Origin of the sequence: Micromonospora sp. NBRC 110009 (genome assembly GCF_030518795.1) — a bacterium.
Classification (GTDB): domain Bacteria; phylum Actinomycetota; class Actinomycetes; order Mycobacteriales; family Micromonosporaceae; genus Micromonospora.
In genome coordinates, this window is record NZ_CP130427.1 from 853680 (window position 1) to 873407 (window position 19728).

Here is a 19728-nt window from a genome sequence, read left to right on the forward strand (position 1 = left end):
CCCGCCCCGGGGCCGCGCGGCCCCGGGGCGCCGCCGGGCCGGGTCAGCGGCCAGCGCGGCGCAGGGCGGTCCGGATGAGGCGGTTGACCAGCTTCGGATACTCCAGCCCGCTGGCCGCCCACATCCGGGGGAACATCGAGGTCGGGGTGAAGCCCGGCATGGTGTTGATCTCGTTGAGGTAGACGTCCAGCTCGGGGGTGACGAAGAAGTCGGCCCGGGCCAGGCCGGAGCAGTCCAGCGCGGTGAACGCCCGGGTGGCGTACTCCCGCACCTGGCGGGTGACCTGCTCGGGCAGGTTCGCCGGGATGTCGTACTCGCACGCGTCGTCGATGTACTTGGCCTCGAAGTCGTACCAGTCGTGGCCGGAGATCACCCGCACCTCGGCCAGCACCGACGCCTCGGGCGCGCCGCCGGCCTCGCCCTCCAGCACGCCGCACTCGATCTCGCGACCGACGATCGCGCCCTCGACCAGCACCTTGGTGTCGATCTCCCGCGCGGTGGCCACCGCCGCGTCGAGCTGGGACCAGTCGTCGACCTTGGTGATGCCGAAGGAGGAACCGGCCCGGGACGGCTTGACGAAGACCGGCAGGCCGAGGCGTTCCTTGTCCGCCTCGGTCAGGGTCATCCCGTGGCGCAGCACCACGTACGGGCCGACCGGGATGCCCTCGGCGGCGCAGAGCTTCTTGGTGAACTCCTTGTCCATGGCGGCCGCCGAGGCGAAGACGTTCGCCCCGACGTACGGGATGTCGGCCATCTCCAGCATGCCCTGGATGGTGCCGTCCTCCCCGTACGCGCCGTGCAGCACCGGGAAGACCACGTCCACGTCGGCCAGCGCGCGGGGGCCCTCCGCCGGGTCGAGCACCATCAGGCCGCCCACCGCCGGGTCAGCGCGGAGCACCAGCTCGACGCCCGAACCGGAGGTGATCTCCGGCAGCTTGCGGTCCTGGATCGCCAGCTGGCCCGGGTCGCCGCTGGCCAGCACCCACTGCCCCTGGCGGGTGATGCCGACCGGCACCACCTCGAACTCGTCCGGGTCGAGGGCGCCCAGCACGCTACCGGCGCTGACGCACGAGATGCCGTGCTCGGGGCTGCGGCCGCCGAAGACGATCGCCACACGGGTCTTGCCTGGGGTGGTCACTGAAGTCACCTCATCGTTCGCGACTGCGGCTGGCCGTGCTCGCCGGTGGCGCTCACCCGGTTGACCTTACTGTGCGTGGCGAGCATGGGCAGCCGATACCCGCGACACGCCACATCACCCCGCAACCGGTCAGCAAGACATATACGGACAGTAATCGGGATTACCGTCGAGCATGCCGGTCACTAGGGTGTTGCCCCAGACGACGGAGGTGCGCCACGGACAGCGCAGGAAGCAGCGTCGCCCGGGCCCAGGCCCTGCTCGAGGTGGGCCGCTGGGCCGACGCGGCGGTCCAGTTGACCGCCGCGCTCCGCTCCCGCCCGGATGACGTCAACGCGCTCTGCCTGCTGGCCCGCTGCCAGGACCTGGGCGGCGACGGGCGCCGGATGCTCGACGCCGCGGACCGGGCCCTGGCGGTCGCTGCGGACCACGAGTGGGCGCTGCGGTTGCGCGCCCGAGCGCTGCTCAAGCTGAAGCGCCCTCGGGAGGCCACCGCCGCCGCCCGGACCGCGGTCGCCGTGGCACCCGAAGAGTGGCGAACCCACGCCACGCTGGCCGAGGTGCTGGTCCAGCGGATGGGCGTGTGGTCCTCGGTGCGGGCCCGGATCAGCACGGACACGGTCCTGCGGCTGGCGCCCGAGGAGGCGGGGGCGCACGTGGTCGACGCCCAGGTCCGCCTGCGGGCCGGCGAGTTCGACGCGGCCCGACGCGCCTGCCACCGGGCGCTCGCGCTGGAGCCCGGAAATCAAGCCGCGCTGCACAACCTGGCCGTTGCGGACCTGGCCACCGAGCGGGTGGGCAGCGCGGTCCGGGGCTTCACCGCGGCGCTGGCGGTCGCTCCCGACGACCACCTCACCGGTACGGCGCACGGTCGCGGCGCCCGAGCCGTCCTGTGGCGTCTCTTCGACGTGCTCGCGGTGGCGACCCTGGTCCACACGGTTCTCTTCGAAGCGGCCGGGGATGCCCTGGGACGGTGGCGGCGGGTGGTCGCCCTCGGCACGGCGGCCCTGATCCTGGCCGGCTTCGGCTGGCTCTGCCGGCAGCAGTGGCGCGCCCAACCGGCGGCGGTCCGGTGGCGGTTGCGGGCGGACCGGCGGCAGGCCGCGGTGGTGCTGTGGCCGGTACTGGTCCTCGCGGCCGCGCTCGGGCTCACCATCCGGGCGTACCGCCCGACCCCGGACTCCTTCGGCGACCAGTTCGGGGCGCTCGCGCTCGCGGTCGCCCTCGGCTCGTTCGCGGTCCGCTGCCGCAACCTGCTGGCCCGAGGGGCCCGCAACACCCTGGTGCGGCTGACCCACCGGAGCGCGCTTACCGTCCACCGCGCCTGGCTGCGGGTCCGTGGCCGGCTGCCGGCGGCGGAACCGGCGCCGACCGGGTGTGAGGGTGAGCGCGGCCGGCCGACGGCGCAGTAGGCTGCTCGTCCTATGAGCTCAGATCCCGTCATCGACAGCCTGCGGGCCGCCCTCGACGGCCGCCCGGACGACCTGCCGCTGCGGCTGCACCTGGCCGGGCTGCTGCTCGACGGCGGCCGGGGCGCCGAGGCCATCGCGCACGTCGGGCAGGCGCTCGCCCGGGATCCCGGTAACGCGCAGGCCCAGGCCCTGATGCAGCGGGCGCTCGGGGCACCCCTACCGGAGCCGTCGCCGCCCCCGGCGCAGCGGCCGGCGCCGGCGGGGGGCGATCCGCTGGCCGCGTACGAGCAGGAGCTGGCCGACGTCGTGCCGCCGCGCTTCGCGCGGGCCGGCGACGAGCCGGAGCCGGTCCTCGGCGAAGCCGACCGGGTGTACGACGTGGAGTCCTCGTCGGTACGGCTGGCCGACGTGGGCGGCATGGCGGCCGTGAAGGAGCGCCTCGAGCTGGCCTTCCTCGGCCCGCTGCGCAACCCGGAGCTGCGCCGGATGTACGGCAAGAGCCTGCGCGGCGGCCTGATGCTCTACGGCCCACCCGGCTGCGGCAAGACCTTCCTGGCCCGGGCGGTGGCCGGCGAGATGGGCGCGAAGTTCCTCTCCCTGTCCATCGTGGACGTGCTGGACATGTGGGTGGGCAACTCCGAGCGGAACCTGCACGAGCTCTTCGAGGCGGCCCGGCGCAACGCCCCCTGCGTGCTCTTCCTCGACGAGATCGACGCCCTGGGGCACAAGCGGTCGCAGGTCTCGTCGAGCTCGATGCGGACGCTGGGCAACCAGCTCCTGGCCGAGCTGGACGGGATGGAGGGCAACAACGAGGGGGTCTTCGTGCTGGCCGCGACGAACACCCCGTGGGACGTCGACCCGGCGTTGCGCCGGCCGGGGCGGCTGGACCGGGTGGTGCTGGTGCTGCCGCCGGACGCCGAGGCCCGCGCCGCGATCCTCGAGTACCACCTGCGCGAGCGGCCGATCGCCAACATCGACCTGCGCCGGGTGGTCGCGGCGACCGAGGACTTCTCCGGCGCCGACCTGGCCCACCTCTGCGAGACCGCGGCCGAGTTCGCGATGGCCGACTCGGTACGCACCGGCGAGGTCCGGATGATCGAGCAGCGGGACCTGGAGCGGGCGTTGAAAGAGGTGCGCCCATCGACCCGCCCGTGGCTGTCGACGGCGCGCAACGTCGCCATGTTCGCCAACGAGGGCGGCGTCTACGACGACCTGGTGGCGTACCTGAAGCGGCGCAAGCTGCTGTGAGGCCCGGGCGGCCGGCGGCGGGCGGGTTCAGTCCAGCTGTTCGGCCGCCCGGGAGCGGCGCCCGACGGCGATGACCTTCACGCGCTGCCGCCCCGCGCGGACCATGCCCAGCGCCATGAAGGCGCCGGCGATCCGGTCCGCCGCCTCCCGGCTGCTCGCGCCGACCACCTGGCGGCGACGCTCGGGGCTGGTCCGCTCGTTGCGCGCCAGCCCCTCCGGCGACCGGACGTCGGTGAGGACCACGAGGAAGCGCGTCATCCCCGTCCACCTCCGCCGGGCGGCCGGCGACCGGTCACCGTCATGCGACTCCTCCCCGTCTGCTGGCCGGTGAGTGGCACGCGGCGATCGGGCCGTGGGGGAGCGAAAACCCGATCACCGCGCGCCCCATCCCCTCCGGTCACTCACCACCACCGTCGCCACGACCACCGGCGGTGAGGACGCCGCCACAGATTGACAGGTGGACACGCGTGAATGCAACTCTCATCAAAGTTCTCTCATGCGAATCCTCCTATAAATGTGCGACCATCGATGCATGGCGCCGAAGACCGCCCGGGCCCGACGGCTCGGCATCGCCCTGCGTACCCACCGGGAGGCCGCCGGCCTGACCCTCGAGGCCGCGGCCGACGAGATCAACAGCACCCGGAGCACCCTGTCCCGCTACGAGAACGCGCAGACCCTGGTCAGCCCGGCGACCGTGCGCGCCCTGCTCACCCTCTACGGGGTGAGCCCCGACGAGATCGCCCCGGCGGTGCAGCTCGCCAAGGACGCCCGCAAGCCCGGCTGGTGGGTCTCCTACTCGTACCTGCTCGACCGGCGGACCATCGACTTCATCGCGCTGGAGGCGGAGGCGACGGGCATCGCCAACTTCGAGCCCTCGGTGCTGCCCGGCCTGCTGCAGACCGCCGACTACATCCGCGGCGTCATGCGCGGCGGTCCGCACACCCTCGGCGACGAGCAGGTCGAGCAGCGCGTCCACCTGCGCCTCGACCGGCAGCAGCGACTCACGGGTGACGATCCGCCGATCTTCGACGCCATCATCGACGAGGGCGCCCTGCTGCGCCCGGTCGGCGACCGGTCGGTGATGGAGGCCCAGCTACGACACGTGCTCAAGATGACCGAACTGCCCAACATCACCGTGCAGGTCATCCCACTGGCCGCCGGCTACCACCGGGGCACCCGGGGTTCGCTGCACATCCTGGAGTTCGCCGACCCGGAGGACCCGATCATCGCCTCGGTGGAGACGGTCGCCGGGCAGATGGTCCTGGACCGCCCCGGCGACCTGCGTACCTGCACCAAGATCATGGAGCACCTGCGGACCGTGGCGCTCGGCCCGGCGGCCAGCCGGGACCAGCTCCTCCGCCTGCTCAACGAGAGGTAGACGCGATGAACGGCAACAACGACACCCGCCCGGCCACCGGCTGGCGCAAGAGCAGCCACAGCGGCGACGAGGGCGCGTGCGTCGAGATGGCGCTCCTGCCGGAGGCGGTCGCGGTCCGCGACTCGAAGGACCCGGCCGGGCCGGTGCTGGTCTTCGCCCCGGCCGCCTGGGCGGCCTTCACCGGCGCGCCGCCGCGCCCCTGACACCCGCCGCCGGTCCGGCCCGCGCCGGGTGGCCGGCCCATCGGGAACGACGGGCTCAGCCGGCGACCAGCGGGGCGACGCCGGCCCGGACCGCCTCCAGGGCGGCGATGGCCACCCCGCGCGCCCCGGCCATGTCCCGGTCGGGCACCAGGGCGAAGGTCGCGACCGCGGCCTGCTCGGCCCGGAGCACCGTGTGCTCACGTACGGTCGCCAGGAACCAGTCGCGGAACTGCGGCGCCGCCTCCACCACCCCGCCACCGACGAAGTACGCGTGCGGGTCGGTGAAGTTCGCCGCGATCGTGAAGAGCCGCCCCAGCGCCACCGCCTGCTGGGTGAAGACCTGCCGGGCCAGCCGGTCGCCTCGCTCGCCGTAGCCGCGGACGAGCTTCGCCGCCCGGCCCGGCTCCTCCGCCGCGAGCGGGTGCCCCGGGAACCGGCCCAGCCAGTACGGCAGCAGGTTCCGCTCGATCGCGGTCAGCGAGGCGACGCTCTCGACGTCCCCGGTGAAGCCGCAGGCGCAGGTGGGCGCGGGCTGGCCGGGCGCGAGCAGCCCGTCGAGCGGGATGTGCACGTGCCCGAACTCCCCCGCCATGCCGGCCGCGCCGCCCACCACCCGGCCGGCCTCCACCACCCCGCCGCCCAGGCCGGTGCCGACGATGGCGGCGACCGAGGAGCGGTGCATCGCGTCCGGTCCGAAGTGGACGTGGTGGGCGTAGAGGGCCGCGGCGTTGCCGTCGTTGGCGTAGACCACCGGCAGCCCCAACCGGTGCTCCAGCGCGCCGCGTACGTCGTAACCCCGCCAGGCGGGCTGGGAGAAGTTGGTCGAGCCGCGCGAGGAGATGACCCCGGTGGCGCTGGCCGGGCCGGGCGTGTCCAGCCCGACCGCGCGGACCAGCTCACGGGGCACCCCGGTCAGGGCCAGGATGCCGTCGAACGCCCGCGCGAGCGCCTCGATCGCCGCCTCCGGGCCGACCTTCACCTCGCTCGGAATCTCCACCAGGCCGTCCACCAGGAACCGGCCGTCGACCGTCAGGACGGTGGCGTTGTTGCTGTTCCCGCCGTTGTCCAGCCCTACCACCACCGGCACACCCGCGCTGCCCACGGCCACCGCCCTCCCACCCGAGCCTGACCTGAGGCTAGTTCGGCGCCCGCCGGCCCGCCATGCTCCGGACGGCCACCCGCCACCCGATCCCGGCCCGTGGTCCGAGCTGCCGGGCGGATCCGGCCGTGTCGGTCAGCCGGGCCGGCGGGCGGTGACGGCGGTGGCCTCCAGGTCCTCGTCGTACACCACGGTCGGCGCCAGTCCGGTCGCGGCCAGCACCCCGCGGAGCGCCTCGACCTGGCCAGCGCTGACCTCCACCGCCAGGTGCCCGCCCGGGGCCAGCCACTCGGCCGCGCCGGCCGCCACCCGGCGCAGCACCGCCAGGCCGTCGGCGCCGCCGTCCAGCGCCACCGGCGCCTCGTGCAGCCGCGCCTCCGCCGGCATCAGCGCCACCGCGCCGGTGGGCACGTACGGGGCGTTCGCCACCACCAGGTCCAGCCGTCCCCGCCACTGCACGGGTACGGGCGCGAAGAGGTCGCCTTCGTACACCGGCACGCCGAGCGGGTCGAGGTTGCGCCGCGCGCAGGCCACCGCGGCGTGGTCGATGTCGGCGGCGGCCAGCCAGCGCGGCGCAAGCCGGTCGTGCAGCACCAGCGCGGCGGCGCCGGACCCGCAGCAGAGGTCCAGCACGGCCGGGGTCGGGCCGGCCACCGCGGCCGCGGCGGAGACCAGCAGGGCGGTCCGCCCGCGGGGCACGAAGACCCCGGGGTCGACGGCGACCCGCCGGCCGCAGAACTCGGCCCAGCCGAGCAGGTGCTCCAGCGGTCGGCCGCCGACCCGCCGGTCGACCAGGTCGGTGAGGTCGGCGGCCGAGCCGGCGGCGGCGATCAGCAGTTCGGCCTCGTCCTCGGCATAGACGCAGCCGGCGGCGCGCAGCCGCCGGACGAGGGCGGGACGGTCAGGGTGAAACGATGCCATGGGATTGCCTTTCGGGAACGCTCGTCGGCACTCCCGACGTCGCCTAACCCTGGGGCGACGCGGACTCGGAGGGAGCGCCGGTCCTGCTCTGCTGGATCGGTCTCACCTCCTCGGGTCGGGCCCGCGCGGGCCGTGGCTGCCCGTCACCTTAGCGGAGCCGGCCGTGCCGGCCGGCCCCGGCGTCACTCCGTACTGGCGTCCAGTGCGGCGCTCACATCGGCCACCAGGTCGGCGGTGTCCTCGATGCCGCAGGAGAGCCGGACGAAGCCGGGCGCGGTGTCGTCACCCCACTGGGCGCGCCGGTCGGCCGTGGTGTGCAGCCCGCCGAACGAGGTGGCGGCGGCGACCAGGCGGGCGGCGTCGAGGAACCGGGCCACCCGGGTGGCGTCGCCCAGGTCGAACGAGAGCACCCCGGGCATCCGGCGCAGCTGGACCGAGGCGACCGGGTACGCCGGGTCCGCCGGCAGCCCCGGCCAGCGCAGGCCGGTGATGTCGGACCGGCCGGCGAGCAGCCGGGCGAGCGCCTCGGCGTTGGCCGTCTGCCGGGCCAGCCGCAGGTCCACGGTCGCCAGCGAGCGGTGGGCCAGCCAGCAGTCGAACGGGCCCGGGACTCCGCCGGTGGTGGTCCGCCACGCGGTGACCGGGTCGAGCAGTGCCGCGGAGCGGGTCGCCACATACCCCAGCAGCAGGTCGGAGTGGCCGGTGAGGGCCTTGGTGCCGGAGGCCACCACCACGTCGGCGCCGAGGTCCAGCGGACGCTGGCCGAGCGGGGTGGCGGTGGTGTTGTCCACCGCCAGGAGCGCCCCGGCGGCGTGCGCGGCGGCCGCCAGCGCCGGCAGGTCGGCCACGTCCAGGCCCGGGTTCGCCGGGGTCTCCAGCAGCACCAGCCGCACCCCCTCGAACGACGGGTACGGCCCGGCGGTCGGCACGAAGCCGACGCGTACCCCGACGCCCTCCAGGGTGGCGGTGGCGAACGCGCGCACCGGGAAGTAGCCGTCGGCGGGGAGCAGCACGGTGTCGCCGGGGCGCAGCAGCGCCAGCAGCAGCCCGGTGATGGCCGCCTGGCCGCTGGCGAAGACCCGGCAGTCCCCGCCCTCCAGCTCGCCGATGGCCGCCTCCAGCAGCCGCCGGGTGGGGTTGTCCGGCCGGCCGTACCCGTTCGGGGTCGCGTCCGGCCCGCGCCACGGGTCGAGGTGGTAGGGCGCGGCGAAGACCGGGCCGGGCAGGAAGGGCTGCCCCGGCTCCGGAGCCGGGAGCCCGGCGTGCACGCTGCGGGTGCCGTCACCCCACTCGGTCATCGCCGGCTCACTCGTACGACTCGGGCTTGGCGGTCCGGCTCATCAGGGCGTCCACGGCGAGCCGCGGGTCCATCCCCTCGTGGCAGATCCGCTCGATCTGCTCGGTGATCGGCATCTCCACCCCGTTCGCCCGGGCCAGGTCGCGGATCGACAGGCAGCTCTTCACGCCCTCGGCGGTCTGCCGGGTGGCCGCCTGGGCCTGCTCCAGGGTCTCCCCCCGGCCCAGGTGCTCGCCGAAGGTGCGGTTGCGGGCCAGCGGTGACGAGCAGGAGGCCACCAGGTCACCCATGCCGGCCAGGCCGGCGAAGGTGATCGGGTCGGCGCCGAGCGCCACGCCGAGCCGGGCGGTCTCGGCCAGGCCCCGGGTCATCAGCATGGCCCGGGTGTTGTCGCCGAAGCCCATCGCGGTGGCGATCCCGTACGCCAGGGCGATCACGTTCTTCACCGCCCCGCCCAGCTCGCAGCCGATCACGTCGTCGTTGGTGTAGGGGCGTAAGTACGGCGTCCGGATCGACGACTGGACCAGGGCGGTCCGGCGGCTGTCGGTGCCGGCGACCACGGTCGCGGCGGGCTGTTCGGCGGCGATCTCCGGGGCCAGGTTGGGCCCGGAGACGACCACCACCCGGTCGGCGGTCACCCCGGCGGTCTCCATGATCACCTGGCTCATCCGCTTGGTGGTGCCCAGCTCGATGCCCTTCATCAGGGAGACGAGCGTGGCGTCGGGGTCCAGGTGGGGGGTCCAGTCGGCGAGGTTGCCGCGCAGCGTCTGCGACGGCACGGAGAGGACCACCACCTCGGCCCCGACGATCGCCTCCGCGGCGTCCCCGGTCGCGGTGACCCGATCGGGCAGCCGCACGTCCGGCAGATAGTCCGGATTGTGGCGGCCGGTCCGGATCGCCTCGGCCACCGACGCCCGCCGGGCCAGGATCGTCACGTCCCGGCCGGCGTCGGCGAGGATCTTGGCGAACGCGGTCCCCCAGGATCCGGCCCCCAGCACGGCCACGTGTCCGCTCACTCGGTCACCTCGGGCGTGGGGGTGCGGGCCGGGCGCTCCCAGAGCGGGGGTGGTGTGCCGCCGCGGATCTCGGCGGCCAGGTCACGGATCCGCAGCATGATCGTGTCGGTCATCTCCTCCAGGATCGCCCGGCTCGGCGTGGCGCCGGCCCACCGGCTCAGGTCCACCGGCGGTCCGGCCACCACGGTGACCGGGATGCGCGGGCGCAGCCCGAAGTGTTTCGTCCGCGGGTCGAACAGCTTCTCCGGTCCCCACATGACGACCGGGATCACCGGCGCCCCGGTGGCCAGCGCCAGCCGGGCCGCGCCGGTCTTGCCCTTCATCGGCCAGAGGTCCGGTTCCCGGGTGGTGGTCCCCTCCGGGTAGATCACCACGGCCCCACCCTCGCGCACCGCCTCGACCAGCCGGTCCAGCGACTTGACCGCGTCGACGGTGCCGCGTTCCACCGGGATCTGCCGGCACCGGTGCAGGATCCAGCCGATCACCGGAACCCGGAACACGCTGGCCTTGCCGAGGTACTGCGGCCAGCGCCCGGAGTCGTAGATGAAGTGTGCGGAGACCAGCGGGTCGGCGTGCGAGATGTGGTTGGGCACGATGATGACGCCGCCGTCGCGGCGCAGGTGCTCCATGCCCCGCCAGGTGCGCCGGGTCCAGACGGTCAACACCGGCTTGACCAGCACCACGGCCAGCCGTGGCCAGAATCCCACCTTCCGCCGCGCCACCCTGTCTCCTCCTCGTGCCCGACCGCGCACCGACACCCCGCCGACGGAAATCATGCCTGCTCGCCCCGGGTCCGGCCAGTGAGGGTACCGCCGTCCCACTGGCAGGATGGTCACGTGCCTGAGCCGAGCTGGACCGTGGTGGTGCCGGTGAAGCGCCTCGGGGCGGCGAAGAGCCGCCTGCGGGGCGCGCTGCCGGCCGTACCCCATGAGGAGCTGGCGCTGGCCCTGGCGGCCGACACGGTCCGCGCGGTGCAGGCCTGCCCGGCGGTGGCCGAGGTCCTGGTGGTCACCGACGACCCGCGGGTGGCCGCGGAGGCCACCGCGGCCGGCGCGCGGGTCGCGCCGGACCCGGCGGGCGGGCTGAACGCGGCCTTCCGGCACGGCGCCGCCGTGAGCGACCCGGGTGCCGCGGTGGCCGGCGTCACCGCCGACCTGCCGGCGCTGCGCCCGGCGGAGCTGGCCGCGGCGCTGCGGGCCGCGGGCGGCCCGGGGGTACGCGGGTTCGTGGCCGACGCGCCGGGGACCGGCACGGTGCTGCTCGCCGCCCCGGCCGGGGTGCCGCTGGACCCCCGCTTCGGGGTGGGCTCCGCCGCCGCCCACGCGGCGAGCGGGGCGCTGCCGTTGCCCGGGGACTGGCCCACCCTGCGCCGCGACGTGGACACCGCCGAGGACCTGGCCGCGGCGGCCCGGCTGGGGCTGGGCCCGCGCACCGCCGCGCTGCTCGACACCCGCGCGGCCGCCCCGACCGGCCGGCCCGTCCGGTACGGTGCTGGCATGCAGGGCACGGTGGCCACCTACGACCCGTCGACCCGCAGCGGGGTGCTGCTCCTCGACGACGGCACGGAGCTGGCCTTCCCGGCCCGCGCGTTCGACGCCTCCGGGTTGCGGCTGCTCCGGCTCGGGCAGCGGCTCCGGATCGAGCGGGATGCCGCCGGCGAGGTCGTCCGGGTGACTTTGCCGACGATGGCCTGACGACCTGGCCCGAGTTCATTTTCTGTTCACCGTTATCGGGGAATCATGAGGTGGTGAGCACCCCTCGCGAGCGTCCCGAGAGTCCGCAGCACCTCCTGCACCCGACCGCGCCCCGCAACGGCACCGCCGCCCGCGGCACCGACGGGCGCTTCCGCCGGGTCCGCCCGCCGGAGGAGAGCCTCTCCACCGAGCTGGACGACGCCGCCACCACCGGACTGGAGGAGGCGCTCGACCCGGTCGAGGGGCCGGGCCCGGACGCGGAGCCGCCGGCCGCGCAGCCGCTGCCGGAGGAGCGCTTCCTCAACCGGGAGCTCTCCTGGCTCGACTTCAACGCCCGGGTGCTGGCGCTGGCCGAGGACCCGCGTACGCCGTTGCTGGAGCGGGCGAAGTTCCTGGCCATCTTCGCCAGCAACCTCGACGAGTTCTACATGGTCCGGGTGGCCGGGCTGAAGCGCCGCCTCTCCGCCGGCCTGCCGGTACGCGGCGGCGACCGGATGCCGCTGCGTACCCAGCTGGAGCTGGTCGCGGAGAAGACCGCCGACCTGGTGGCCCGGCACGCCGCCTGCTTCGTCGACGACGTGCTGCCCCGGCTGGCCGACGAGGACATCCGGATCCTGCGCTGGAGCGACCTGGACGACGCCGAGCGGGAGCGGCTGCGCACCTGGTTCCGCGAGCACATCTTCCCGGTGCTCACCCCGCTCGCGGTGGACCCGGCGCACCCGTTCCCGTACATCTCCGGGCGGTCGCTGAACCTGGCCGTCTCGGTGCGCGACCCGGACGGCGGTTCGGAGCTGTTCGCCCGGGTCAAGGTGCCGAACAACGTGCCCCGGTTCGTCCGGGTGGCCCGCGACCAGCCCGGGGTGCGCTTCCTGCCGGTCGAGGACCTCATCTCGGTGCACCTCGGGCAGCTCTTCTCCGGCATGCAGGTGGTCGAGTGCCACCTGTTCCGGGTCACCCGCAACGCCGAGGTGGAGGTCGACGAGGACCGCGACGAGGACTTGCTCCAGGCCCTCGAACGGGAGCTGGCCCGGCGCCGGTTCGGCCCGCCGGTGCGGCTGGAGGTCGCCGCCTCCATCTCCGACCACATGCTGGAGCTGCTCGTCCGCGAGCTGGACATGGACAGCCACGACGTGCTGCGGGTCCGCGGCCTGCTCGACCTCTCCGCGCTCTGGCAGGTGTACGGCGAGGCCGACCGCCCCGACCTGAAGGACCCGCCCTTCGTGCCGGCCACCCATCCCCGGCTCGTCGAGGGTGAGGTGCCGCGCAGCGTCTTCGCCACCCTGCGGGACGGGGACATCCTGGTGCACCACCCGTACCACTCGTTCGCCACCAGCGTGCAGCGCTTCATCGAGCAGGCCGCCGCCGACCCGAACGTGCTGGCCATCAAGCAGACCCTCTACCGCACCAGCGGCGACTCCCCCATCGTGGACGCACTGGTCGACGCGGCCGCCGCCGGCAAGCAGGTGGTGGTGCTGGTGGAGCTGAAGGCGCGCTTCGACGAGGTGGCCAACATCGGCTGGGCCCGCACCCTGGAACGCGCCGGCTGCCACGTCGTCTACGGCCTGGTGGGCCTGAAGACGCACTGCAAGACCGCCCTGGTGGTACGCCAGGAGGGCAACCAGATCCGCCGCTACTGCCACATCGGCACCGGCAACTACCACCCGAAGACCGCCCGGCTCTACGAGGACTTCGGCATGCTCACCGCCGACCCGGAGATCGGCGCCGACCTGACCGACCTGTTCAACGTGCTCACCGGCTACAGCCGGCAGACCGCGTACCGGCGGCTGCTGGTGGCCCCGCAGGGCATCCGCCGCGGGCTGATCGAGCGGATCGAGCGGGAGGTCGAGCACGTCCGGCTCGGCATGCCGGGGCTGGTGCAGTTCAAGGTGAACGCGCTGGTCGACGAGGAGATCACCGATGCGCTCTACCGGGCGTCCCGGGCCGGCGTCCACGTCGACCTGCTGATCCGGGGCATGTGCACGCTGCGGCCGGGGGTGCCGGGGCTGTCGGACAACATCCGCGTCCGCTCGATCCTCGGCCGGTTCCTGGAGCACTCCCGGATCTTCCGGTTCGGCAACAACGGCGACGCGGAGTTCTGGATGGGCTCGGCCGACCTGATGCACCGCAACCTGGACCGCCGGGTGGAGGCGCTGGTGCAGGTGAGCGACCCGGTGGCCCGGGCCGAGCTGGACCAGGTGCTGACCGCCGCGTTCAGCCCGGAGGTGGACGCGTTCGAGCTGGCCGGGGACGGCACCTGGCACCGGCGGCCCGGGACCGACGACGCGCCGCTGACGGACCTGCAGGAGCTGCTCCTGCACCGGGTGGGCGGGACGGCCGGCTGAGCGGCGCCCGGCGCGCCGCGGGCGGGCTTACGGTGAGCGGATGACGGACGACGAACCGGTGCGGATCCGGGCGGCGGGCGGGGTCGTCTGGCGCCCGGGCGCGGCCGGCGTCGAGGTCTGCCTCGTGCACCGCCCCCGGTACGGCGACTGGTCGCTGCCGAAGGGCAAGTTGGACGCGGGGGAACACCCGCTGCGCGCGGCCGTCCGCGAGGTGGCCGAGGAGACCGACGTCCGGGCGGTGCCGCAGGTGCGCCTGCCGACGGTCCGCTACCGCAGCGAGGGTCGGGCGAAGGCGGTCGACTACTGGTCGATGCGGGCCGTCGCGCAGGGCGGTTTCCAGCCGGACACCGAGGTCGACGAGGTCCGCTGGCTCCCCGTCGACGAGGCGCTACGCCTGGTCAGCTACCCGCACGACACCGAGGTGATCGCCGCGTTCGCGGCGCTGCCGCCGGTGACCGGCACGGTGCTGCTGGTCCGGCACGCGCACGCCGGCAAGCGGGGCACCTGGACGGGCCCGGACACCGGCCGGCCGCTGGACGCGGAGGGCTGGGCGCAGGCGCAGGCCCTCGCCCCGCTGGTGGCCCTGATCCGCCCGGCCCGCCTGGTCTCCGCCTCGGCCCGCCGCTGCGTGCAGACCCTGGACCCGGCGGCCGCCCTGCTGGACCTGCCCATCGAGGTGGTCGGCGACCTGGACGAGCCGAAGCCGGGCCAGCAGCCGGAGGAGTGCGCCCTGGCCGGGGCGGCCCGGCTGACCGACCTGGCGGCCGCCGGGGAGCCGGTCGCCGTGTGCAGCCAGGGCAAGGTGATCCCCGGCATGCTGGAACGCCTGACCGGGCGGGCCGACGACTTCACCACCGCGAAGGGCGGCGGCTGGCTGCTTGCCTTCGCCGGCGACCGCCTGCTCGCCGCCGACCGGCTGTAAGGAGGGGCCCCTGCTTAACGCCTCCGGTAGGGCAGGGCCCCCGCCTAACCGCCGGCACCGGGCAACGGAGGGTCCCGCATTCAGCGCGGAGTCAGGGTGACCGCGACGGGTAGGTGGTCGCTGGCCGTGGTGCGCGGCGCCCGCGCGTCCGTCGCGGTGAGGCCGGGTGAGACGAAGACGTGGTCGATCTGCTCGCGCGGATCGTCGGCCGGGCTGGTCGGCAGCGGCCGGGCCGCGGCCAGCGCGTCCACCAGGCCGGCCGTGGTGAACTCGGCGAACGCGGGCTCGCCCGGCTCGGTGTTGAGGTCGCCGGCCAGCACCAGCGGGCGGCCCGCCGCGTACCCGGTGGCGAAGGCGGCGACCTCGCGGGCCTGGGCCACCGGCCCCTGCCCGGGCGGCGGTTGCAGGTGGGTGGCGACCACGGCGAGATCCCGGCCGCCGCCCAGGTCGAGCGTGACGCCGAGGGCCTGTGCCCCGGTCGGCGCGCCGTGCGCGGCCAACGGCCGGGTCCGGGCGGACCGGACCGGGAAGCGGCTGAGCACCGCGTCACCCCAGACCGGATCGGCGGCGGGCGCGAAGACGTACGGCATCCGCAGCCGCTGGGCCAGCCGGGCGAGGGTGTCGTGGCCGCCGTTGAGCAGCCAGCCCCGGTCCACCTCGCTGAGCAGCACCACGTCGGGCCGGCTGCCGGTGACCACCCGGGCCACCGCGTCCAGGTCGAGCCGGCCGTCCAGCCCGAACCCCATCCGGATGTTGTACGCGACGACCCGTACCGCCGGCGGTGGCGCGGCGGCCGGCGGTGGCGCGGTCGCCGGCCGGTGCATCTCGAGCGCCACCCCGGTCAGCAGCACCAGGGCCAGCACGGTCGACCTGCGGGGCCATCCGGTGAGCACCGGGCTGCCCTGCGCCGGCCCGGCGAGGGCGACCACGGCGATCAGGGCGGCCACCGCCACCGGCACCCAGCCGTTGGGATAACCCAGGTCATACGCGGCGTAGTAGGCGACCGCAGCGACGGCGAAGACCAGCATCCCGCCGACGGCGGCGGATCCGCGTCGCGCCGCAGCACGATCGTCCGCCTCGGCCGTGGGCGGGAAGGTGGTGTCGGTGCGGCCGAGGCAGCCGCCCAGGCCGGCGGCGGTGAGCAGGTACGCCGGCACCAGCCAGCCCGGCCGGTCGGCGGCGAAGAGCCCCGCCCCGACCAGCAGCGCGGCCGGCCAGAGCCCGCGCGCCAGCCAGGCCGGCAGCCGGGTGAGGGCGGCCAGCAGGAAGAGCAGGACCGCGTAGCCCGGCAGGACCGAGGGGTGCCCCTCCGGTGGCTGGGCGACGCCGTCGCCGTAGGAGCCCGCGGCGCTCCACAGCGCCGGGGAGAGCGCCACCTGTCCGGCCAGTAGCAGCGCGGGCCCGCACAGCAGCCAGGCCCGGCCGCCCGCCGTAGGCCAGGCGGCCGACCGCCGGCCCGCCGCCGCCGCGCCGGATCCGGCGGTGGGCAACGCGGCGGGCACGCACAGGGCGTCGGCGGGTACCGCCGCACTGGTCGCGTCGTCAGCGGACGCGACCGGCGCCGGCCGCCCGCCGAGGACCGCGGACGTCGCCAGGAACGCCAGCACCAGCAGGCCGCTCACGCCCCACCCGAGCGCACCGCCCCGCCAGACCAGGTCCTCGGTGGCCAGCAGCGCGTGACCGACGGCGGACACCGTCAGGCCGATCGCCAGCCCCGGGACCGGCCGGTCGACCGGCGCGGCGGTCGCGGCGAGCCAGACCAGGCCGGCGAGCAGCCCGGCACAGGCCAGCCAGAGCTGTGCCCGGCCGCCGGGCGCGGCGGTCAGGGTGAGCCGGGCAGCGGCCAGCACCCCGGCCGCCACGAGGCCGACCGGGCGGGGACCGCACCGACGGACGAGGGCCGGAGCGGAAAGCGCGAGCACGAACCAGCTGAGCGCGAACGCGCCGAGCAGTTCGGCCGGCGTCTCGGCCGCCCGGCCGAAGATGGTGATGACCGAGGGGAGCCACACCCGGAGCACGTCCAGCAGGACCACGACGCCGAGAGCGAGCGCGGCGGAATGGAGATGACGGTGGCGCACGGCGCCTCTTCTCGTGACCGACGGGGTGTTCGGCACGAGGATTCTCCGGGGCCGCTCGACGGTGGGTCAACGCGTACCCACGAAGAAGGGCGCCCACCGCGAGCGGTGGGCGCCCTCAGGCCGGTCGGGTCAGCGCCGGGTGGCGGCCTTCTTGGCCGGTGCCTTCTTCGCGGGCGCCTTCTTGGCGGCCGTGGTCTTCTTCGCCGCGGTGGCCTTCGCCGCCGTGGTCTTCTTGGCCGCGGTGGTCTTCTTGGCCGGCGCGGTCTTCTTGGCCGGCGCGGTCTTCTTGGCCGCGGTGGTCTTCTTGGCCGCGGTGGTCTTCTTCGCCGCCGCCGTCTTCTTGGCCGCGGTGGCCTTCGCCGCCGCGGTCTTCTTGGCGGCGCCGGCCGCGGTGGTCTTCCTGGCGGTGGTCGCCTTGGCCCCGGCCGCCTTCGCGCCGGTGGCCTTGGCGGCGGCCGCGGTGGTCTTCTTGGCGGCGGCCGTGTCCTTCGGCACCTTGCCGCTGGCCACCATCTCCTTGAACCCGGCGCCCGGGCGGAACGTCGGGACGGAGGTCTTCTTGACCTTCACCGCCTCGCCGGTCCGCGGGTTGCGCGCTGTTCGGGCGCCTCGGACGCGCTTTTCGAACGCTCCGAAACCGGTGATCGCCACCTTCTCGCCCTTGGTGACCGCCCCCTGAACCTCAGCGAGGACCGCGTCGAGCGCGGCCGTCGCCGTCTTCCGGTCCCCCAGGCGAACGGCGAGCGCCTCAATGAGCTCGGCCTTGTTCACGACTTCCTCCCGATTGTGCAACTGACTCGACGCGAGCCATTCTGCGCGCACGGTATGCCCTGTGCTGCCTGGACACAAACATTCGATGGAAAAAAGCCCTTGTGTCGTAACGGATTCGCCCCCACCGGCCGGGCCGGTGGGGGCGAAAAGCTATCTGTGGTCAGGCGACCGAGGGCAGGAACGACGGCCGGGACCCCTCGAACGCACTGATCTCGGCCTCGTGCCGGAGGGTGAGTCCAATGTCATCCAAGCCCTCCATCAGCCGCCAACGGCTGTGGTCGTCCAGCGGGAAGGCCCAGGTGGCGTCGCCGGCGTGGACCTGGCGGGCGGTGAGGTCGACCGTGATCGCAGTGGTGGGGTCGGATTCCACCAAGTCCCAGAGTTCCTCGACGGCTTTCAATTCCAGCTCCACCGGAAGGAGACCTTCCTTGAGCGCGTTGCCGCGGAAGATGTCGCCGAAGCGGGGAGAGATCACGGCGCGGAAGCCCCAGTCCCGCAGCGCCCAGACGGCGTGCTCGCGGGAGGAGCCGGTGCCGAACTCCGGGCCGGCGATCAGAATCGACGCACCCGAATGAGCGGGATCGTTGAGAACGAATGACGGGTCCTCCCGCCACGCGTTGAAGAGCCCGTCTGCGAAACCGGTCCGGGTCACCCGCTTGAGGTACACGGCGGGGATGATCTGGTCGGTGTCCACGTTGGACCGGCGCAGCGGCACGGCGGTGCCGGTGTGGGTGGTGAACTTGTCCATCTCTCGGCTGCCCTTCTACAGGTCGGCGGGGGCGGCCAGCCGGCCGACCACGGCGGTGGCGGCGGCGACCGGCGGGGACACCAGGTGGGTACGCCCGCCCCGGCCCTGGCGGCCCTCGAAGTTGCGGTTGGAGGTCGAGGCCGAGCGCTGGCCCGGCGACAGGGTGTCCGGGTTCATGCCCAGACACATGGAGCAGCCGGCGAAGCGCCATTCGGCGCCGGCGTCGGTGAAGACCTTGTCCAGCCCCTCCGCCTCGGCCGCCTCGCGGACCGCGGCGGAGCCGGGGACCACCAGCATGCGTACGCCGTCGGCGACCTGGTGTCCGCGCAGCACGTCGGCGGCGGCCCGCAGGTCCTCCAGCCGGCCGTTGGTGCAGGAGCCGACGAAGACCACGTCCACCGCGAGGTCGCGCAGCGCCGTGCCCGGCTTGAGGTCCATGTACTCCAGGGCCCGCCGGGCGGCCGCCCGCTCCGGCTCGGTGACGAACTCCTCCGGGTCCGGCACGGCGGAGCCCAGCGGCGCCCCCTGCCCGGGGTTGGTGCCCCAGGTGACGAACGGGGTGATCCGGCTGGCGTCCAGGGTCACCTCGGCGTCGAACGTCGCCCCCTCGTCGGTGGGCAGGGTCCGCCAGTAGTCCACCGCCGCGTCCCAGTCGGCCCCCTCGGGCGCGTTCGGCCGCCCCTTCAGGTACGCGAACGTGGTCTCGTCCGGCGCGATCATGCCGGCCTTGGCGCCCCACTCGATGGACATGTTGGCGATGGTCATCCGGCCCTCCATGGAGAGGTTCCGGATCGCCTCACCGCGGTATTCCACGATGTGGCCGCGCCCGCCGCCGGTGCCCACCTGGGCGATCAGCGCCAGCACCAGGTCCTTGGCGGTGACGCCGGGGGCGAGCTGGCCGGTGACGTTCACCGCCATGGTCTTCGGGCGGGCCTGCGGCAGCGTCTGGGTGGCCAGCACGTGCTCCACCTCGCTGGTGCCGATGCCGAAGGCGAGCGCGCCGAACGCGCCGTGGGTGGCGGTGTGCGAGTCGCCGCAGACGATCGTCATGCCCGGCTGGGTGAGGCCCAGCTGCGGGCCGATGACGTGCACGATGCCCTGGTTCTCGTCGCCCAGCGGGTGCAGCCGTACGCCGAACTCGGCGCAGTTGCGGCGCAGCGTCTCGATCTGGGTGCGGGAGGTGGGGTCCGCGATCGTGAGCAGGTCGCCGCGACGGGACCGGAACGCCGGGTCGGCGTACCCGGTCGGGGTGTTGTGGTCCTCGGTCGCGATCGTCAGGTCGGTGCGGCGGACCCGGCGGCCGGCGAGACGGAGGCCGTCGAACGCCTGCGGGCTGGTGACCTCGTGGAGCAGGTGCAGGTCGATGAAGAGCAGGTCCGGCTCGCCGTCGGCGGCGCGGACGACGTGCGCGTCCCAGACCTTCTCGGCCAGGGTCCTCGGTTGAGTGACTCCCACCATCTGGAC

Annotated in this window: 17 protein-coding genes and 1 pseudogene; 7 read left to right on the top strand and 11 right to left on the bottom strand. The window is 74.5% G+C overall.

The window, feature by feature from the left end; genetic code table 11:
* Positions 1 to 43: 43 nt before the first annotated feature.
* On the bottom strand, positions 44 to 1138 hold the full coding sequence (locus Q2K19_RS03970) for a D-alanine--D-alanine ligase family protein (RefSeq protein WP_302767791.1): 1095 nt from the start codon (positions 1136 to 1138) through the stop codon (positions 44 to 46).
* Positions 1139 to 1401: 263 nt separating this feature from the next.
* Between Q2K19_RS03970 and Q2K19_RS03975 the strand changes: the two genes are divergently transcribed.
* Together Q2K19_RS03975 and Q2K19_RS03980 are read left to right on the top strand one after the other, a co-directional pair.
* Positions 1402 to 2547, top strand: coding sequence for a tetratricopeptide repeat protein (locus tag Q2K19_RS03975; RefSeq protein WP_302767792.1), 1146 nt, complete (start codon positions 1402 to 1404; stop codon positions 2545 to 2547).
* A 12-nt stretch (positions 2548 to 2559) separates the two neighbouring features.
* On the top strand, positions 2560 to 3795 hold the full coding sequence (locus tag Q2K19_RS03980) for an ATP-binding protein (RefSeq protein ID WP_302767794.1): 1236 nt from the start codon (positions 2560 to 2562) through the stop codon (positions 3793 to 3795).
* Between the two features lie 27 nt (positions 3796 to 3822).
* Here the strand turns inward: Q2K19_RS03980 and Q2K19_RS03985 are convergent, their stop codons facing one another.
* Entirely contained in the window at positions 3823 to 4053 is a 231-nt protein-coding gene (locus tag Q2K19_RS03985) for a hypothetical protein (protein ID WP_302767795.1), read from the bottom strand.
* Positions 4054 to 4327: 274 nt separating this feature from the next.
* Between Q2K19_RS03985 and Q2K19_RS03990 the strand changes: the two genes are divergently transcribed.
* Entirely contained in the window at positions 4328 to 5173 is an 846-nt protein-coding gene (locus tag Q2K19_RS03990; RefSeq protein WP_302767797.1) for a helix-turn-helix domain-containing protein, read from the top strand.
* Between the two features lie 5 nt (positions 5174 to 5178).
* The gene (locus Q2K19_RS03995) at positions 5179 to 5376 is read left to right on the top strand and encodes a DUF397 domain-containing protein (protein WP_302767799.1); all 198 of its coding nucleotides are present in this window, start codon (positions 5179 to 5181) and stop codon (positions 5374 to 5376) included.
* A 55-nt stretch (positions 5377 to 5431) separates the two neighbouring features.
* Here Q2K19_RS03995 and Q2K19_RS04000 read toward each other — a convergent pair whose 3' ends face one another.
* The 5 genes from Q2K19_RS04000 to Q2K19_RS04020 all read right to left on the bottom strand — a co-directional run bounded on the left by Q2K19_RS04000 (position 5432) and on the right by Q2K19_RS04020 (position 10431).
* Entirely contained in the window at positions 5432 to 6478 is a 1047-nt protein-coding gene (locus Q2K19_RS04000) for an ROK family protein (protein WP_302772260.1), read from the bottom strand.
* A gap of 132 nt (positions 6479 to 6610) precedes the next feature.
* The gene (locus Q2K19_RS04005; protein ID WP_302767801.1) at positions 6611 to 7396 is read right to left on the bottom strand and encodes a putative protein N(5)-glutamine methyltransferase; all 786 of its coding nucleotides are present in this window, start codon (positions 7394 to 7396) and stop codon (positions 6611 to 6613) included.
* Between the two features lie 182 nt (positions 7397 to 7578).
* Positions 7579 to 8694 (bottom strand): cystathionine gamma-lyase, encoded by a 1116-nt coding sequence (locus Q2K19_RS04010; protein WP_302767803.1) that lies wholly within the window; start codon positions 8692 to 8694, stop codon positions 7579 to 7581.
* A gap of 7 nt (positions 8695 to 8701) precedes the next feature.
* The gene (locus tag Q2K19_RS04015) at positions 8702 to 9709 is read right to left on the bottom strand and encodes an NAD(P)H-dependent glycerol-3-phosphate dehydrogenase (protein WP_302767805.1); all 1008 of its coding nucleotides are present in this window, start codon (positions 9707 to 9709) and stop codon (positions 8702 to 8704) included.
* A complete protein-coding gene (locus Q2K19_RS04020; protein WP_302767807.1) occupies positions 9706 to 10431 on the bottom strand; it encodes a lysophospholipid acyltransferase family protein in 726 nt (241 codons plus the stop codon). Before Q2K19_RS04020 ends, Q2K19_RS04015 begins: the two co-directional genes overlap by 4 nt.
* A 114-nt stretch (positions 10432 to 10545) precedes the next feature.
* On the opposite strand from Q2K19_RS04020, the pseudogene cofC reads away from it, so the two are divergent.
* From cofC to Q2K19_RS04040, 3 genes and pseudogenes are all read left to right on the top strand, one after another.
* Positions 10546 to 11190: pseudogene (gene cofC, locus Q2K19_RS04025) on the top strand (2-phospho-L-lactate guanylyltransferase); the annotation flags it as partial.
* Positions 11191 to 11456: 266 nt separating this feature from the next.
* The gene (locus tag Q2K19_RS04035) at positions 11457 to 13745 is read left to right on the top strand and encodes an RNA degradosome polyphosphate kinase (RefSeq protein WP_302767809.1); all 2289 of its coding nucleotides are present in this window, start codon (positions 11457 to 11459) and stop codon (positions 13743 to 13745) included.
* A 40-nt stretch (positions 13746 to 13785) separates the two neighbouring features.
* Complete coding sequence (locus tag Q2K19_RS04040; RefSeq protein WP_302767810.1) at positions 13786 to 14667, top strand: NUDIX hydrolase; 882 nt, start codon at positions 13786 to 13788, stop codon at positions 14665 to 14667.
* 80 nt (positions 14668 to 14747) lie between these two features.
* Here Q2K19_RS04040 and Q2K19_RS04045 read toward each other — a convergent pair whose 3' ends face one another.
* From Q2K19_RS04045 to leuC, 4 genes are all read right to left on the bottom strand, one after another.
* On the bottom strand, positions 14748 to 16745 hold the full coding sequence (locus Q2K19_RS04045) for an endonuclease/exonuclease/phosphatase family protein (protein WP_302767811.1): 1998 nt from the start codon (positions 16743 to 16745) through the stop codon (positions 14748 to 14750).
* Between the two features lie 129 nt (positions 16746 to 16874).
* The gene (locus tag Q2K19_RS04050) at positions 16875 to 17516 is read right to left on the bottom strand and encodes an HU family DNA-binding protein (protein ID WP_368046125.1); all 642 of its coding nucleotides are present in this window, start codon (positions 17514 to 17516) and stop codon (positions 16875 to 16877) included.
* Between the two features lie 160 nt (positions 17517 to 17676).
* The gene (gene leuD / locus Q2K19_RS04055) at positions 17677 to 18264 is read right to left on the bottom strand and encodes a 3-isopropylmalate dehydratase small subunit (protein ID WP_302767815.1); all 588 of its coding nucleotides are present in this window, start codon (positions 18262 to 18264) and stop codon (positions 17677 to 17679) included.
* Positions 18265 to 18279: 15 nt separating this feature from the next.
* Positions 18280 to 19722 (bottom strand): 3-isopropylmalate dehydratase large subunit, encoded by a 1443-nt coding sequence (leuC, locus tag Q2K19_RS04060; protein ID WP_302767817.1) that lies wholly within the window; start codon positions 19720 to 19722, stop codon positions 18280 to 18282.
* Positions 19723 to 19728 lie beyond the last annotated feature (6 nt).

Coding starts and splice junctions, on each gene's coding strand:
- Q2K19_RS04005 (WP_302767801.1), bottom strand. CDS start 7,396: ATGGCATCGTTTCACCCTGACCGTCCCGCCCTCGTCCGGCGGCTGCGC.
- Q2K19_RS03995 (WP_302767799.1), top strand. CDS start 5,179: ATGAACGGCAACAACGACACCCGCCCGGCCACCGGCTGGCGCAAGAGC.
- Q2K19_RS03980 (WP_302767794.1), top strand. CDS start 2,560: ATGAGCTCAGATCCCGTCATCGACAGCCTGCGGGCCGCCCTCGACGGC.
- Q2K19_RS03990 (WP_302767797.1), top strand. CDS start 4,328: ATGGCGCCGAAGACCGCCCGGGCCCGACGGCTCGGCATCGCCCTGCGT.
- leuD (WP_302767815.1), bottom strand. CDS start 18,264: ATGGACAAGTTCACCACCCACACCGGCACCGCCGTGCCGCTGCGCCGG.
- Q2K19_RS04040 (WP_302767810.1), top strand. CDS start 13,786: ATGACGGACGACGAACCGGTGCGGATCCGGGCGGCGGGCGGGGTCGTC.
- leuC (WP_302767817.1), bottom strand. CDS start 19,722: ATGGTGGGAGTCACTCAACCGAGGACCCTGGCCGAGAAGGTCTGGGAC.
- Q2K19_RS03985 (WP_302767795.1), bottom strand. CDS start 4,053: ATGACGCGCTTCCTCGTGGTCCTCACCGACGTCCGGTCGCCGGAGGGG.
- Q2K19_RS04010 (WP_302767803.1), bottom strand. CDS start 8,694: ATGACCGAGTGGGGTGACGGCACCCGCAGCGTGCACGCCGGGCTCCCG.